Origin of the sequence: Bacillus sp. FSL M8-0256 (genome assembly GCF_038005765.1) — a bacterium.
In the GTDB taxonomy this organism is placed as follows: Bacteria; Bacillota; Bacilli; order Bacillales; family Bacillaceae; genus Bacillus; species Bacillus safensis.
This window is the reverse complement of record NZ_JBBOTU010000001.1, coordinates 2,587,061-2,602,093: the sequence shown is the minus strand read 5'-3', so window position 1 is coordinate 2,602,093 and position 15,033 is coordinate 2,587,061. Positions and strand designations below refer to the sequence as shown.

Below are 15,033 nucleotides of genomic sequence, written 5' to 3'. Positions count from 1 at the left end.
GTCCTAAGCTCCCTTCTTCTCCTTTTGCAAATGCTCAAATGTATGCAAAAGCTGATCGATGTCATCTTTTGATGACTGATATCCAAATGATAGTCGAATAAATTGTAGGGCATCACGATCTGATACACGCAATGCCTTCACAGCAGGGGAAGGATGGTGATAACCGGAAGCACATGCGCTTCCAGTAGATAGACAAATCCCATGCCGGTTACATGCTAACATTACATATTGTCCTTCAAACCCTTCAAAAAAACAACCAATAATATGAGGAAGCGTGCGGCGATTGTCATTGTCCTGAAGCGTACGAACTGGCAGCTGTCTTATTTTTAACTGCTGAAGAAAATAATCACGCAGCTGTTTATCTAATTTTTGCTGTTCATCCAGCCTAAGCATCGCTTGTTCACTTGCGGCAGCAAAAGCACCGATACATGGAACGTTTACTGTCCCTGGACGTAAGCCATTTTCCTGAACTGCTCCTGTATATAAAGGTTTCCAAGGAACATGAGCACCCATATAAACGGCACCAGCGCCTTTAGGAGCATACACTTTATGACTTGAGATGGACACAGCATCGACTCCAAGTTCTTTGATGGACACACGAATCTTTCCAAATGTTTGCACAGCATCTGTATGAAAAAGAATGTTCCTTTCTTTTAAAAGAGGCGCTAATTCAGCAAGCGGCTGGATAATCCCTGTTTCTGAATTAGCATGCTGAATAGATACTAGTCCTGTTTCAGGCAATAATGCTTTTTTGAGAATGTCCTTTGTTATGATTCCATCCTGATTCGGTTCAATGATCGTGACTTTTACGCCAAAACGCTCTAAGCTGCTAACTGCATAATGAACAGAAGGATGCTCAACTGAAGTTGTGATGACATGCTGTTGATGTGCTGGCAGTCCATTGATGATCGATTGAATCGCAAGGAGATTGGATTCAGTTCCACCGCTTGTAAAATAGATCCCATCCGGTTCACCCTCGATCATGGCAGCGAGTGATTGTCTGCTGTAAGTCAATATGTCATTTGCTTTTCCCCCAGCATCATGAAGGCTGCTTGCATTTCCGTAGAAATTTTTGCTTAGCTGCTCAAAAACATGCAGCGCTTCCTCTGAAACAGGTGTAGAAGCTGCGTAATCTAAATAAACCAACCCATCCATCTCCCGTGTGAAAATTTTTTCTTGTATTTATTTTAGTGTTGTGTAATGATATGTGTCAAGACAGGTGTAAATGACAGGAGGGGCGATGGTGTCATCAATCAAAAAAGTTATTGTGGTGGGATCAGGCATTGCAGCGCTTTCCTTTGCAAAAACCATTTCGAAAAGCTGCCAGGTCATCATGATGACAAAAAAACAATGTTCATCTAGTAATTCCATGCTGGCACAAGGAGGAATCGCTGCTGCCTTTTCAGCACATGATTCAGCTGAGCAGCATGTGCAAGATACACTAGCTGCCGGCTGTGATCACAATGATGAAAGAACCGTACAAGAAATCGTGAGACTTGGAAAACACCTTGTGGAGCAGCTCGTAGCAGAAGGTTGTCCATTTGATCAAGATGAGGCGGGAGAGCCGCAATTAGGCAAAGAGGGAGCACATACCACTCATCGCATCTTGCATGCAGGAGGAGATCAATCAGGTAAAACTCTTGTACAGTTTCTGAAAAGTCAGCTCGGCTCACATATTCATTTATACGAATATCATCATGTCATTGATCTATTGATTCATGAAGGGACATGTACGGGTGTTGTATGGAAAGACGAGACAGGACACGTACATACGATGACCGCAGATGCCGTTGTTTTATCAACTGGCGGCTGCGGCTCCCTATATGAGACAAACACAAATGATCCTTCTATAACAGGAGACGGACTGATGATGGCCTATCGAGCCGGGGCACAATTAGTGGATCTCGAATTTGTTCAATTCCATCCAACTCTTTTAACAATCGCTGGAAAAGCAGTTGGCCTCATTTCAGAGGCAGTACGGGGAGAGGGAGCTTATTTAGAAGATGAAACAGGCAGGCGGATCATGAAAGGTATTCACCCACAAGCTGATTTAGCACCTAGAGATGTGGTCGCTAGAGCTATTTTTCATGAGCAGCAATTAGGTCATCAATTGTATCTTAACATCCAGGATATCCCGCATTTTTCAGCTCGTTTTCCAGCCATAGCTCAGATGTGCCAGCGTGCAGGCGTCGATATGGAAAGCGGCAGGCTGCCAATTTCCCCCGGTATGCACTTTTTAATGGGCGGCATCAGCGTCAATGAATATGGAGAAACGACTGTTCCAGCGCTATTTGCCATTGGAGAAGCGGCCTGTACTGGCTTACACGGTGCGAATCGATTGGCGAGTAATTCTCTTCTGGAAGGTCTCGTGTTAGGCAGCAAAGCGGCACAGAGAATTGAACAACTGCCTAAACAGAAAGAAACAAGTCCACCTTTTTCAATTCAAGAAATATGGATGGTCCCAATGATTTCAACATCTCAACTGAGACAATGGATGACCACATTTGCGGCCATTGTGAGAGATGAAAAAGGCTTGCAGACTTTACTCCATTCGTTACAACGTGTCAATTTTCAGCAAATTAATGTGAAGGATATCACAAATGAACAGATCGAATTAAGCAATCAATGGGCATTGGCGGTTTGCCTTGCCAAATCTGCATTACTCCGTACAGAAAGCAGAGGCGGCCATTATCGAATGGATTATCCAGAGCGGAGCGACGCGTTGTGGCAGGGCAGGCAGATTGTTCATGAAAAAGGTCACATTCATATCATGAAAAATGAAAGGATCGGTGCCAAATGGAACGTTTACAGTTAAAACAAATGCTCACTCATTTTTTTACTGAAGATATTGGCTTTGGAGATGTATCAGCAGATGCCATCTTTGGAGACAAGAAGGGAACAGCTTTTATCATTGCGAAACAATCTGGTGTATTGGCAGGATCACAAGTGATTGATCTAGGGTACGGCCTGTTGAATGAACAGATTCAAACGGAGCTGTATTTTCAAGAAGGTGATTGGATTCATTCAGGCGCTGTACTGGCGAAAATAAAGGGCCCAGTCAACGACTTATTAAAGGGAGAGAGGGTCATTTTAAATCTTTTGCAGCGAATGACAGGTATCGCCACCTTAACACATGAGGCGGTCCGCAGATTAGCTGACCCGTCTATTACGATTTGTGATACGAGAAAAACGACACCCGGCCTGCGTATGTTAGAAAAATACGCAGTAAAGACAGGCGGTGGAAAGAATCATCGCTTTGGCTTATCGGATGGGGTGATGATTAAAGATAATCATATCGCGGCATGCGGTTCTATCCGTGAAGCTGTAGAGAAAGCAAGAGCATATGCCGGTCATATGGTGAAAATTGAAGTGGAAATTGAATCAGAAACGCAGCTTATAGAAGCCATTGATGCAAAAGCGGATGTCATTATGTTTGATAACTGCTCTCCGGACGAAGTAAAACGTTTTAAACAAATGACGCCAGAGTCCATTCTGACAGAGGCTTCAGGAGGCATCACGCTAGAGACATTGCCAAGCTACAGGGGCACAGGAGTCGACCTTATTTCACTTGGCTTTCTGACACATTCTGCTCCAGCATTTGATTTTAGTATGAATATGGAATTCAGTCATAAAGGGGGAACAACTCATGTCCATGCTTAATGTATTAGCCAATCAACATGCAGTCATGATGCCAGATGAATATAAACACCGCTCTGATGATGAGATGAAGCAGCGAGTGTTAGACATTAAGCGGGCTTTTGGTTCAAAGCTTTTTATACCAGGCCACCATTATCAAAAGGATGAGGTCATTGAATTTGCAGATGCAACAGGAGATTCATTGCAGCTGGCACAAATAGCGGCTGACAATCATGAGGCTGAATACATTGTATTCTGCGGTGTTCATTTTATGGCAGAAACGGCAGATATGCTGTCAAACAAGAATCAGAGCGTTGTATTGCCAGATATGAGGGCAGGCTGTTCAATGGCAGATATGGCGAACATGAAACAAACAGACAGAGCATGGGAGCAGCTCACTGATCTGTTTGGGGATACAATACTTCCGCTTACGTATGTCAATTCAACAGCAGACATTAAAGCATTTGTTGGCAAACATGGCGGGGCAACAGTGACTTCATCAAATGCTAAAAAAGTACTCGAGTGGGCGCTGACACAAAAAGAGCGGATTCTATTTCTCCCTGATCAGCACCTAGGGCGTAATACGGCTTTTGATTTAGGTATTCCGCTAGAAGAAATGGCTGTCTGGGATCAGATAGAAGAAAAGCTTATCACCGATCAGCCGCTTTCCCGGATCAAGATGATTTTATGGAAAGGCCATTGTTCCGTACATGAGAAGTTTACCGTTCGGAATATAGAAGAAATGAGAAAAAAAGACCCTGACATTCAAATTCTTGTCCATCCTGAATGCACGCATGAGGTCGTAAGGGCTTCTGACCTAGCAGGTTCAACGAAATTTATTATTGATACGATCAAACAGGCGCCAGCAGGAAGCAAATGGGCGATTGGAACAGAGATGAATTTAGTCAAACGGATCATAGCGCAGCACCCAGATAAACAAATTGAATCTCTTAACCCAGATATGTGTCCATGTTTGACTATGAACCGGATTGATCTGCCTCATTTGCTATGGTCACTGGAAAGCATTGAGAAGGGTCAGCCGGCCGGGTTGATACAGGTCAATGAAGACATCACGAAAGACGCTTTGCTTGCACTCGAGAAAATGCTCGCCATTAAATAATGAATCAGCCCCTCCTATCAGAAAACAAGTTTTTATCATATCGGCTTGTAAATAGGCATAAATTTATGTTGAAACATATTGTACTTCTGACATAACCGTTACGTTCACGTTTTGCATAGGAGGGGAAAACGTTGAAAATTCATATTGTGCAAAAAGGAGACTCCCTTTGGAAAATTTCAAAGAAATACGGAGTCGACTTTCAAGAATTGAAAAAACTAAATTCACAGCTCAGTAATCCTGATTTAATCATGCCGGGTATGAAGATTAAAATTCCATCTAGTGGTGTTCCTGTAAAAACAGATCATCACAAAGCAAAAGAAATGCCAAAAACGAAAGAACATCCGTATGTGAAAGAAAAGCCAAAAGATGTCGTGCAAGTGCAAGATACGAAACCGAAGGAAAAGCCAAATGAACCGGTGCCATATGTACCGCCAGTGCCAAAAATCGAGCAGCCAGTTTTTCCGCAAGTGGATGTGAACTATTATCAGACCAATCTCTACCAGCCATTCACACCTCCTCCCAAAAAAGATCATCACGAGAAAAAAGATCACGTTCATGAGAAGAAAGATCATGTTCATGACAAAAAGGATCACAAGGATCATTTTCATCATGAAAATAAAGACCACAAAGATAACAAGGGTCATGTCCATCATGAAAATAAGGAACATAAAGATCACAAGGACCATTTTCATCATGAAAATAAAGGTCATCTAAAAGATGAAGTGGCAAAGGGGTATGATCCGTTTATTCATATTCCGCATCAAAAAGAGGAGGGAAAAGACATGGAGCATGGCAATCATCCGAACCTTCCTAACTTCCCGCAAATGCCAAATGTGGGAGGGGCAGCGGTAGGGGGAGTGGCTGAAAATAACGAGCATCATCACCAGCATCATCATCATGAACCATATGATCCTTATTTTGGTTATGGTCATGGTCATTACATGCCGGCGATGTATCCATATCCGCAGCAAATGGTGCCGGCATCGCCAATTTTACCGGGATCGGGCTTATGTTATCCTATCCATCCATATTATCACCATCATATGATGCCATATCCATACCCGGCTCATCCTTATTATCCTGCGTATCAAGCGCCTGCTTACTACGGAGAAAATCATGAGCACCATGCAAACGACGGACATCACTGGCATCACCATACGCATCCAAACGCCAATGCAAATGCCAACGCAAATCAAGGCTTTTTTCCAAACGTTTCAAATGCAGCATATGGCAAGGAAGATTGCGGATGCGATGATGGCATGAAGCATCATCAGCCTTGGCCAGGACATTATCCGAATCCTGTTCCTTATGGCCAAATGGGGGCTTATCCAGCTCAGCCTTACATGCAGCCATATCCAGGTCAATCCGTTTTTGCAAGGCCGGAGGAAGAAGAAGAAGAAGATTAATGACAGAAGGAACGATCTCAATCGTTCCTTTCAGCGTGTAGACAAACCCTCGCATTCGGTGTCAGGTCTGCGCGCCGGTACTCACGAATGTCAAATTCGCTCCGTTCCGGTGCTCGCCTCCTAGATTGCAAAGGTTTTCTATTACGCTGAAAAGAAGACAAATGGCTAAAATCAAGAACATTTTAGCATTTGTCACCAGTCAGAAGGAACGATCTCAATCGTTCCTTTTTTTGTTTATAACTGACAGCTTGATTTTTTTCCTAACTGTACATGCTAAAACAGAGCCTGTTTCGCGCTCATGAGATTGAATTTGTACAGGGGGTTTTTCGTTTGAGACAAAAATGGCAAAAAACAATCGCATTAGTGCTTCTTCCTATTGGTTTAACGGCATGTGGTGCAAATAATAACGCAGGTGTCGATACACGTCATAATCAATCAGGCCAGCCGGTTGGTTATCATTCGAATCAACGAGCGGAAGACAACAACCAAGATCATCAAGGACCAGTTTCTGAACTCATGGAGGGAATGAACGGGAGAAATACAACAAATGTTGATTACCGTACACGTCCTCAAGCTGATGATCGAATGCCTCTCACAGGTGGAGATGGACGCTACAGTCATGGAGATATGAACTATCATAACCAAATGTCGTTCTCAGGCTACGATAAACAAGAGAACATCCAGCGTTCAAGAAAAATTGCCAACCGCATCAATAAAATGAATCACGTGGCAGACTCTCAAGTCATGGTGACGGATGAGAATGTGTATATTGCCATTAAATCAGATGGCCGCCTGACGTCAGAAGGCGTATCACAAGTAGAAGAAGCAGCGACTCGTTATGCGGATGGAAGAGCAGTCCAAGTCATAAAAGATGAAGGTGCATTCACACGCTTTAGAGACATGAGAAGAACGCAATTTGAAACGGGCCAAACAGGCATGACCCGATAGTTTGACACAAAAAGGCTAAAGTTCATTACGAACTTTAGCCTTTTCTTAAAAATAAACCTTGATGCCTATATAAAATTCGTAAAAGAAATAACAGCCAAACCCTAGTAATAAAATACCAGCAATAATGGATGTCCACTTGATCATCGTTCGATTCATCACTTTTCTTGTTAAGGATACAAGTGTGTGAAGACCGATGTCATGAAGGAGAATCCCTGCCAAAATACCGCCGGCAGCCAGCATAAATTCAGATGAATCTGTTTTTGTATACGCATCCGCAAGTACAGCACCAAAAACAGAAACCCAGAACACAAGATTTCCAGGAGATACCGCCACGAGCAAGCCGTTTCGATATGTTTTTGCGAATGATTTATTGACCTTTTCTCCTGCTAAATGGATATCTTGATCCGCATTTTTAATGGAATCGTATGCGAGAATCATTAAAAATACAGCTCCGATCAGCCAGAGCGGGATTTGAACAAACGGCAAAGATAAAAACTGAGCAAATCCAGCATATAAAGCCAAAATAAGTAATAAGTCTATGGTCATACCGCCTGCTCCGACAGTTAAACCATGAAAGAATCCGTTTTTGAGTCCCTGTTTTGTCATTTCAACCGTGATTGCTCCAACAGGCAGAGCAATTGAGAATCCTACGACGATAAATGTGAGAAATGTTTGCAATCGACTAGAACTTCCTTTGATTAAATTGTATAAAAATTCTCCGTTTAGATTAATTATACATAATAGGAGAAAAGGATCAATGTTTATTTCAGATTTGATTGAAATGATAGAGATAAATGATGTATAGAAGACTGTATATCAACATGATCCATAACGCTTGTAGGGGAAAGGAACTATTTTCCTGAATCTTCTTTTCTTCATGAAGTCTCTATGCTACACTGATGTGGAAATCAATAAAAGTGACTAGGGGTGCCCGTAAATGGGCTGAGAGAGAAGCATAAACTTCTTAACCCTTTGGACCTGATCTGGCTCGTACCAGCGTGGGGAAGTTAAAGATGATGCATGTATCCTATCAATGATATGCATGTTTATTTCCGACGACGAAACCAGGTTCTTTAAATAGAGCCTGGTTTTTTGCTGGTGCTGATTCCATCCTGTCCGGTGACAAGAAGAAAAGGAGAGAACAGCAAATGAAGGAAAAGAAAAGTATCCCATCCAACCAATCATTATTATCCAGCTTTGATGGCAGCCGAAAGGTGTATGAGAAAGGATCAAGGCCCGATATCTTAGTGCCGAAAAGAGAGATTGCGCTCTCACATACTGTGACAGAGGCGGGCGACATAAAAAATGAACCAGTCCGTGTATACGATACGAGTGGACCGTACACTGATGAGAACGTTCATATTGACGTCACAAAAGGATTAAAGCGTCTTAGGGCAGCATGGATTGAAGAAAGAGGAGATACAGAAAGTTATGAAGGGCGTCATGTAAAACCGGAAGATAACGGATATCGGTCAAGGGAGAAGGAGTCCTTCCATTCTGTCCAAACTGATTTTCATCATAAGCCGCTCCGCGCGAAACAAGGAGCGCGCGTGACGCAAATGCATTATGCCAAAAAAGGTATCATTACGCCTGAAATGGAGTTTATCGCAATAAGAGAAGAGCTAAGCCCTGAGTTTGTTAGAGAGGAAGTAGCGAGCGGAAGAGCCGTTATTCCTTCGAATATTAACCATCCAGAAAGTGAACCAATGATTATCGGAAGGAATTTTCATGTCAAAATCAATGCGAATATTGGCAATTCAGCTGTCACGTCATCCATTAATGAAGAGGTAGAAAAGATGACATGGGCGATCAAATGGGGGGCAGACACAATGATGGATCTGTCTACTGGAAAGGATATTCATACAACGAGAGAATGGATCATTCGGAATTGCCCAGTTCCAGTAGGAACCGTTCCTATCTATCAGGCCCTTGAAAAAGTGAATGGAGTCGCAGAAGATTTGACGTGGGACGTGTACAGAGACACATTAATTGAACAAGCAGAACAAGGTGTAGATTATTTTACAATTCATGCGGGCGTGCTGTTAAGATATATTCCGCTAACAGTTGATCGGGTGACCGGAATTGTTTCAAGAGGCGGTGCAATTATGGCAAGATGGTGTCTTGCTCATCATCAAGAGAATTTCCTCTACACTCACTTCGAAGACATTTGTGAAATTATGAAAACGTATGATATTGCCTTTTCACTTGGAGATGGACTTAGACCAGGTTCGATTGCTGATGCCAATGATAAGGCGCAGTTTGCAGAGCTGGAAACGTTAGGTGAGTTAACAGAGATCGCTTGGAAACATGATGTGCAGGTGATGATTGAAGGGCCCGGTCATGTGCCAATGGATAAAATTAAAGAGAATGTGGACAAGCAAATGGACATTTGCAAGGAAGCCCCATTTTATACATTAGGGCCTCTTACAACAGATATTGCGCCGGGGTATGATCACATTACATCCGCCATCGGTGCGGCCATGATCGGCTGGTACGGAACAGCCATGCTATGCTATGTAACGCCAAAAGAGCATTTAGGTCTGCCGAATAAAGAAGATGTGAGAGAAGGCGTGATCGCCTATAAAATTGCCGCACATGCCGCTGATCTAGCAAAAGGACATCCTGCGGCTCAAAAGCGCGATGATGCTTTATCGAAAGCGAGATTTGAATTTAGGTGGCGGGACCAATTTAACCTGTCACTTGATCCTGAAAGAGCCTTGGCGTTCCATGATGAAACATTGCCTGCCGAAGGTGCTAAGACCGCTCACTTTTGCTCGATGTGCGGACCGAAGTTTTGCAGTATGAAAATTTCTCATGATATCCGCAATCAATCTGAAGAAGTGAAAAGAGAGATGGAAAAGAAGGCGAAGGAGTTTGTCAGCCAGGGAAGTCAAATTTATCAGCCCTAAAAAAAGAACCTCGCACGATGCTGTGCGGGGTTTTATCAAACGGCTGAGAAGGCTTTTCTTAAAAGGTGAAAAAATGCCTTTACTGCATATGCCATCATGTCCACACTCGGAATGAGGGCATCTGTTAAATGAAAAAAGACTGTTTTTCTTTCTGGAGATGTTCGTTTCTTTTTCTGCTTCATCAAGGGCAGCCTCCTTTTTAACTAATATACTTCTTTGCAGATTTGAGAGATAGATGTTTGTGCGAATTTAAACAAAATTTAAACTTCTTGGGTTTGAATGGAAACAAGGAGGGGAAACGAGTTCAATAGAGAATGAATGAAAAGAGCTGATCTATTTGACCAGCGAACAAGAAGAGTGGAAGGTGATCTTATGATGAAAGTATTTAAGGTAACATTTCATATGAACAATGGGGAAGTGCTTGATTTCGAGCTCAAACGTCCAGCTACCTATGATGTGTATAAAAAAATTGAAGAAGCCAATCATTGGTTTAAGCTGAATAATGAAATCATTAACCTATTAAACGTCAATAGTATCCATGTAGAAACAGAATAACGCAGAAAGCCGCTCGTAGAGAGCGGCTTTCATTATGCAGAAAAATCATTTCGATTATTAAGCTGCCCGCGGGACAGCCAGTTCTTTTTATACAAATAAGCAATGACTTCAAGCCACAGACGCGGTGCTTTTTTAGGGAAAAAAGGTTTTTGGTAATAGGCATAAGCGGCTTTTAAATCATCCCATTGATGACATGCTTTCGTTTGCGTGAATCTGGCAACGTCAATGACCCTGATCCGCCCTTCTTTTGTTAAGATCAGATTGCGCAGATGAATATCAGAAGGATTCAATCCTTTCTCGCGCGCTTCCTCCAGCGCATCATCGACTTGTTCAATCATTTGTTTTTTAATAGGAATTCCTTTTGTAAGGCATTCATAGAATGTGTAGCCTTTAATATATTCCATTAAAATATACTGATCCCCAGACTCATAAATCTCAGGGTAGTAAGACGAACCAGAAAGTTTTTCGTAAATGGCAGCCTCTTTGCGGGCAATATGCTGATAAGAAGGGAAAAAGACTTTTAGTGCCATTTTCTTGCCGTCTTTTTTGTATAAAAAGACATAGGCACTTCTTCCTTTGCCGCACAGTTCAAGCTCTGCCGGTTTATAGGCAAGCTTATGAAAACGTTTCTCTTCATGATACTGAATCGATTCGGCTAATCTTTTGACCTCTGACATTGACTTCACCTTCTTTGGTTTCAGTTTATGCGGCTGAAAAACGAATGATGAAAAAACCGTGTCATTCGATAAAGCAATGGATTGTATAAAACATAACATTTACGAATGAAGGATACAACGAAAGACTCTTAACATACATTTGAATCATCGATTTGGTTAATGTTTAGAAAAATGGGTCAAACTACATATGTCATGCATCGATCTCATGTTCTAAAGAGGTGTAAATAGTGAAAGTGAAGATGAAATGTTTCGTTACAGGACTTATCATGACAAGTGTGCTTTTTTTCGCTGCGGATATGGAAGGAAAAGAACACTTGCAAAAGCAGTCAAACTCTATTACCGTCCAGCTTGAAAAAGTCTATCTAGACGGCGATGTGAGTATTGAAAGACACCGGGCATCATTAGAAGACAAAGACACATTCTGGGCGCAGTATAAAGGCTGGACGCTGGTAGAACAAAAAGAGGATTTTGCCCTTTTTAGAAAGCAAATTGATGATATCTCTCCATTAAGTAAAGCAAATGGATATATCGGATTATCAGAGGACGGTGTGATTTCTACGTTTCATGGAAGGCCTGACGGCTGGGCGGAGCCTATTCATCTCTTTTTTCAAATTGATACGTCCCGTTTAGAAAGCCATGTGGAAAAGCAGCTTGAGCAAGGCATTCCTTTTCGAACAAAGGATGAATTTGAGCATGTGCTTGAAGTCATGAAGCCTTATCGAAATGAAATATCGTTTTAAAGCGTGTAACAGCTTGCTGGTGTGAAGACCGCAAGCTGTTTTTCGTGGTTTCATCATAAAAATGTACTGAGCGAACGTATGTTAACTTTTATTGCGGTTTTCTCTTCGATTTATGTTACAATGAAGAACAGTCAAAGAGGTGAAAACGGTGATAGAGTTTGTAAAAGGGACCATTGATTATGTGTGCCCGCAATATGTTGTCATTGAAAACGGCGGAGTGGGATATCAAGTCTATACCCCAAACCCGTTTATCTATCGAGTAAATAAACAAGAAACGATTTATACGTATCATTACATAAAGGAAGACGCCTTTTCGTTATACGGTTTTCAAACACGAGAAGAAAAAGCGCTGTTCACAAAACTGTTAAATGTCACAGGAATTGGGCCAAAGGGTGCACTCGCGATTCTTGCTTCCGGTGATCCTGGCGCTGTCATTTCAGCGATAGAACGTGAAGATGAAGCCTTCCTGATTAAATTCCCTGGTGTGGGCAAAAAAACAGCACGTCAAATCATTCTGGATCTAAAAGGAAAACTGGCAGATGTGGTGCCAGAAATGATTGGCAACTTATTTAATCACGAGGACCACATTCAGGTCGAAACGCAGCAAACTGCATTAGATGAAGCACTTGAAGCCTTAAGTGTCCTTGGATACGGTGATCGTGAAATCAAAAAGGTTCTTCCATTATTAAAAGAAGAAAAGAATCTCACAACCGATCAATATGTGAAAAAAGCTTTACAAAAAATGTTGAAATAGGGTGATGTCTCATGGATGAACGGCTCGTCTCAACTGAAGCAGACAACCATGAATCAGCCATTGAGCAAAGTCTGCGGCCACAGACACTTAGCCAATATATCGGTCAGCAAAAAGTAAAGGATAACCTCAGCGTATTTATTGAAGCTGCCCGCATGCGGCAGGAAACGCTTGATCACGTCCTTTTATATGGACCTCCTGGACTTGGGAAAACAACGCTTGCATCGATCATTGCCAATGAAATGAATGTTCAGCTGCGTACAACGTCAGGACCAGCGATTGAGCGTCCTGGTGATTTGGCAGCCATCTTAACATCTCTAGAGCCAGGTGATGTATTGTTTATTGATGAAATTCACCGCTTGCAGCGCTCAATTGAAGAAGTGCTGTACCCAGCAATGGAGGATTTTTGTTTAGATATTGTTATTGGAAAAGGAGATACAGCACGCTCTGTACGGCTTGATTTACCGCCATTTACGCTTGTAGGTGCAACGACTCGTGTCGGGCTGTTAACAGCGCCGCTTCGTGATAGGTTTGGGGTACATGCAAGATTGGAATACTATGAGCAAAGAGATTTGGCTCACATTGTGGCAAGAACAGCCGAGCTGTTTGAGATTGGGATCGATATTCGCTCTGCCGAAGAGATTGCGAGACGTTCCCGGGGAACACCGAGGGTTGCCAATCGTTTGCTCAGAAGAGTAAGAGATTTTGCGCAGGTGCTTGGGAATCATGCCATTACGCAGGACATTGCGGAAGATGCCCTTGAGCGTCTTCAAGTCGACAGGCTAGGCCTCGATCATATAGACCATAAGCTCCTTTTAAGTATGATCGAAAAATTTAGAGGCGGTCCTGTTGGGCTTGATACGATCTCAGCGACAATAGGAGAAGAATCACATACGATTGAAGATGTGTACGAACCGTACTTACTGCAAATTGGTTTCCTGCAAAGAACGCCAAGAGGACGTGTCGTCACAAGAGAAGCGTATGAACATTTTCAAATGGAGGTTCCGATTCGTGACTGAATTCCCTAAAATATTAATGATTTTAGGTGGTGTCCTTTTTGCCGCAGGATTAGTGTTTCAATTGGTTGGTAAGCTTCCAGGTGATATTTTTGTGAAAAAAGGGAATGTAACGTTCTTTTTTCCTGTCATTACCTGCATCGTCATTAGTATCGTACTGACCATATTACTGAATATCTTTGGACGGATGAAATAACGTTAACTAGTTAACTACAGAATAGGTGAAGGAAATGAAGCTAGAACTATTTGATTTTGATTTACCAGAAAGATTAATTGCACAAGTGCCGCTTGAAAAAAGAGATGCATCAAGACTGATGGTCTTAAACAAACAAACGGGTGCGATTACACATGATACATTCTCACAAATCATCGATTATTTTCAAAAGGGTGATTGTCTCGTTCTAAACAACACGCGCGTTCTGCCTGCACGTCTGTTTGGGATGAAAGAGGATACAGGTGCCAAAGTTGAACTTCTTCTATTGAAACAAGAAGAAGGAGACAAATGGGAAACACTTGTCAAACCAGCCAAACGGGTGAAAAAAGGGACGGTTATCACGTTTGGTGATGGACGGCTCCAAGCTGTATGTACAGAGGAAATGGAACATGGTGGAAGAAAAGTCGAGTTTCAATATACAGGCATTTTTTATGAAGTGCTTGAATCCCTTGGTGAAATGCCGCTGCCTCCATATATTAAAGAGCAGCTTGACGACCGTGAACGCTATCAAACCGTTTATTCAAAAGAGGTTGGCTCCGCTGCTGCGCCAACTGCCGGTCTCCACTTTACAACCGAGCTGCTGGATGCGCTGAAAGCGAAAGGTGTACACATTGCTTTCATTACGCTGCACGTAGGGCTTGGCACGTTTCGTCCGGTAAGTGCAGAACGTATTGAAGAACACGAAATGCACGCAGAGTTTTATGAAATGAATGAAGAAACAGCTGATGAGCTTAATCGCGTTCGCAATGAAGGCGGACGGATTATTTCAGTCGGCACAACGTCGACAAGAACGCTTGAAACCATTGCAAGTGCACATGATGGTGAGTTCAAAGCCTCGAGCGGCTGGACGTCGATCTTTATTTACCCTGGCTACACATTCAAGGCAATTGATGGCATGATCACGAATTTCCATCTGCCAAAATCCTCGTTAATTATGCTTGTCAGCGCATTAGCTGGACGAGAGCACGTACTAAAAGCGTACAATGAGGCTGTGAAAGAGGAATACCGATTCTTCAGCTTTGGCGATGCCATGCTGATTCAATAACATTATACAACGAAGA

At 42.5% G+C, this 15,033-nt stretch carries 16 protein-coding genes and 1 riboswitch; of the genes, 12 read left to right on the top strand and 4 right to left on the bottom strand.

Annotated elements, in window-relative coordinates; translation table 11 throughout:
• Nucleotides 1-3 precede the first annotated feature (3 nt).
• Nucleotides 4-1,146, bottom strand: coding sequence for an IscS subfamily cysteine desulfurase (locus NSQ76_RS13400; protein ID WP_412676649.1), 1,143 nt, complete (start codon nt 1,144-1,146; stop codon nt 4-6).
• A gap of 94 nt (nt 1,147-1,240) precedes the next feature.
• On the opposite strand from NSQ76_RS13400, the gene nadB reads away from it, so the two are divergent.
• The 5 genes from nadB (at nt 1,241) to NSQ76_RS13375 (ending at nt 7,110) form a co-directional block, all read left to right on the top strand.
• Nucleotides 1,241-2,815 carry an L-aspartate oxidase gene (nadB, locus tag NSQ76_RS13395; protein ID WP_327823129.1) on the top strand — a complete coding sequence of 525 codons (1,575 nt, stop codon included), beginning with the start codon at nt 1,241-1,243 and terminating at the stop codon, nt 2,813-2,815.
• Nucleotides 2,797-3,660 carry a carboxylating nicotinate-nucleotide diphosphorylase gene (nadC, locus tag NSQ76_RS13390; protein WP_041115096.1) on the top strand — a complete coding sequence of 288 codons (864 nt, stop codon included), beginning with the start codon at nt 2,797-2,799 and terminating at the stop codon, nt 3,658-3,660. The genes nadB and nadC overlap by 19 nt, the downstream gene beginning before the upstream one ends.
• Complete coding sequence (gene nadA / locus NSQ76_RS13385; protein WP_327823128.1) at nt 3,647-4,756, top strand: quinolinate synthase NadA; 1,110 nt, start codon at nt 3,647-3,649, stop codon at nt 4,754-4,756. The genes nadC and nadA overlap by 14 nt, the downstream gene beginning before the upstream one ends.
• Before the next feature lie 131 nt (nt 4,757-4,887).
• A complete protein-coding gene (gene safA / locus NSQ76_RS13380) occupies nt 4,888-6,162 on the top strand; it encodes a SafA/ExsA family spore coat assembly protein (protein ID WP_341054280.1) in 1,275 nt (424 codons plus the stop codon).
• A gap of 330 nt (nt 6,163-6,492) precedes the next feature.
• On the top strand, nt 6,493-7,110 hold the full coding sequence (locus NSQ76_RS13375; protein WP_024423149.1) for a YhcN/YlaJ family sporulation lipoprotein: 618 nt from the start codon (nt 6,493-6,495) through the stop codon (nt 7,108-7,110).
• A gap of 45 nt (nt 7,111-7,155) precedes the next feature.
• On the opposite strand, the gene NSQ76_RS13370 is transcribed toward NSQ76_RS13375, so the two are convergent.
• On the bottom strand, nt 7,156-7,788 hold the full coding sequence (locus NSQ76_RS13370; protein ID WP_341054277.1) for a LysE family transporter: 633 nt from the start codon (nt 7,786-7,788) through the stop codon (nt 7,156-7,158).
• A gap of 235 nt (nt 7,789-8,023) precedes the next feature.
• Nucleotides 8,024-8,132, top strand: a riboswitch (TPP riboswitch).
• A gap of 126 nt (nt 8,133-8,258) precedes the next feature.
• On the opposite strand from NSQ76_RS13370, the gene thiC reads away from it, so the two are divergent.
• Nucleotides 8,259-10,019 carry a phosphomethylpyrimidine synthase ThiC gene (thiC, locus tag NSQ76_RS13365; RefSeq protein WP_327830987.1) on the top strand — a complete coding sequence of 587 codons (1,761 nt, stop codon included), beginning with the start codon at nt 8,259-8,261 and terminating at the stop codon, nt 10,017-10,019.
• Between the two features lie 35 nt (nt 10,020-10,054).
• Here the strand turns inward: thiC and NSQ76_RS13360 are convergent, their stop codons facing one another.
• Entirely contained in the window at nt 10,055-10,201 is a 147-nt protein-coding gene (locus tag NSQ76_RS13360) for a hypothetical protein (protein ID WP_164512168.1), read from the bottom strand.
• 190 nt (nt 10,202-10,391) lie between these two features.
• On the opposite strand from NSQ76_RS13360, the gene NSQ76_RS13355 reads away from it, so the two are divergent.
• Nucleotides 10,392-10,574, top strand: coding sequence for a hypothetical protein (locus tag NSQ76_RS13355; protein ID WP_008342761.1), 183 nt, complete (start codon nt 10,392-10,394; stop codon nt 10,572-10,574).
• A 32-nt stretch (nt 10,575-10,606) separates the two neighbouring features.
• Here NSQ76_RS13355 and NSQ76_RS13350 read toward each other — a convergent pair whose 3' ends face one another.
• Nucleotides 10,607-11,251, bottom strand: coding sequence for a serine/threonine protein kinase (locus tag NSQ76_RS13350; RefSeq protein WP_024427853.1), 645 nt, complete (start codon nt 11,249-11,251; stop codon nt 10,607-10,609).
• Nucleotides 11,252-11,490: 239 nt separating this feature from the next.
• Here NSQ76_RS13350 and NSQ76_RS13345 point away from each other — a divergent pair, with 239 nt between their 5' ends.
• The 5 genes from NSQ76_RS13345 to queA all read left to right on the top strand — a co-directional run bounded on the left by NSQ76_RS13345 (nt 11,491) and on the right by queA (nt 15,017).
• Nucleotides 11,491-11,991, top strand: coding sequence for an intercompartmental signaling factor BofC (locus tag NSQ76_RS13345; RefSeq protein WP_073979823.1), 501 nt, complete (start codon nt 11,491-11,493; stop codon nt 11,989-11,991).
• A 148-nt stretch (nt 11,992-12,139) separates the two neighbouring features.
• A complete protein-coding gene (gene ruvA / locus NSQ76_RS13340; protein WP_024423144.1) occupies nt 12,140-12,745 on the top strand; it encodes a Holliday junction branch migration protein RuvA in 606 nt (201 codons plus the stop codon).
• A gap of 11 nt (nt 12,746-12,756) precedes the next feature.
• Complete coding sequence (gene ruvB, locus NSQ76_RS13335; protein WP_024423143.1) at nt 12,757-13,761, top strand: Holliday junction branch migration DNA helicase RuvB; 1,005 nt, start codon at nt 12,757-12,759, stop codon at nt 13,759-13,761.
• On the top strand, nt 13,754-13,954 hold the full coding sequence (locus NSQ76_RS13330) for a DUF2905 domain-containing protein (RefSeq protein ID WP_012010741.1): 201 nt from the start codon (nt 13,754-13,756) through the stop codon (nt 13,952-13,954). The genes ruvB and NSQ76_RS13330 overlap by 8 nt, the downstream gene beginning before the upstream one ends.
• 34 nt (nt 13,955-13,988) lie before the next feature.
• The gene (gene queA, locus NSQ76_RS13325) at nt 13,989-15,017 is read left to right on the top strand and encodes a tRNA preQ1(34) S-adenosylmethionine ribosyltransferase-isomerase QueA (protein ID WP_024427855.1); all 1,029 of its coding nucleotides are present in this window, start codon (nt 13,989-13,991) and stop codon (nt 15,015-15,017) included.
• Nucleotides 15,018-15,033 lie beyond the last annotated feature (16 nt).

Bases quoted from the DNA above. Each gene is read 5' to 3' on its own strand.
- thiC (WP_327830987.1), top strand. From the start codon at position 8,259: ATGAAGGAAAAGAAAAGTATCCCATCCAACCAATCATTATTATCCAGC.
- NSQ76_RS13355 (WP_008342761.1), top strand. From the start codon at position 10,392: ATGATGAAAGTATTTAAGGTAACATTTCATATGAACAATGGGGAAGTG.
- queA (WP_024427855.1), top strand. From the start codon at position 13,989: ATGAAGCTAGAACTATTTGATTTTGATTTACCAGAAAGATTAATTGCA.
- NSQ76_RS13345 (WP_073979823.1), top strand. From the start codon at position 11,491: ATGAAATGTTTCGTTACAGGACTTATCATGACAAGTGTGCTTTTTTTC.
- nadB (WP_327823129.1), top strand. From the start codon at position 1,241: ATGGTGTCATCAATCAAAAAAGTTATTGTGGTGGGATCAGGCATTGCA.
- nadC (WP_041115096.1), top strand. From the start codon at position 2,797: ATGGAACGTTTACAGTTAAAACAAATGCTCACTCATTTTTTTACTGAA.
- ruvB (WP_024423143.1), top strand. From the start codon at position 12,757: ATGGATGAACGGCTCGTCTCAACTGAAGCAGACAACCATGAATCAGCC.
- nadA (WP_327823128.1), top strand. From the start codon at position 3,647: ATGTCCATGCTTAATGTATTAGCCAATCAACATGCAGTCATGATGCCA.
- NSQ76_RS13360 (WP_164512168.1), bottom strand. From the start codon at position 10,201: ATGAAGCAGAAAAAGAAACGAACATCTCCAGAAAGAAAAACAGTCTTT.
- NSQ76_RS13350 (WP_024427853.1), bottom strand. From the start codon at position 11,251: ATGTCAGAGGTCAAAAGATTAGCCGAATCGATTCAGTATCATGAAGAG.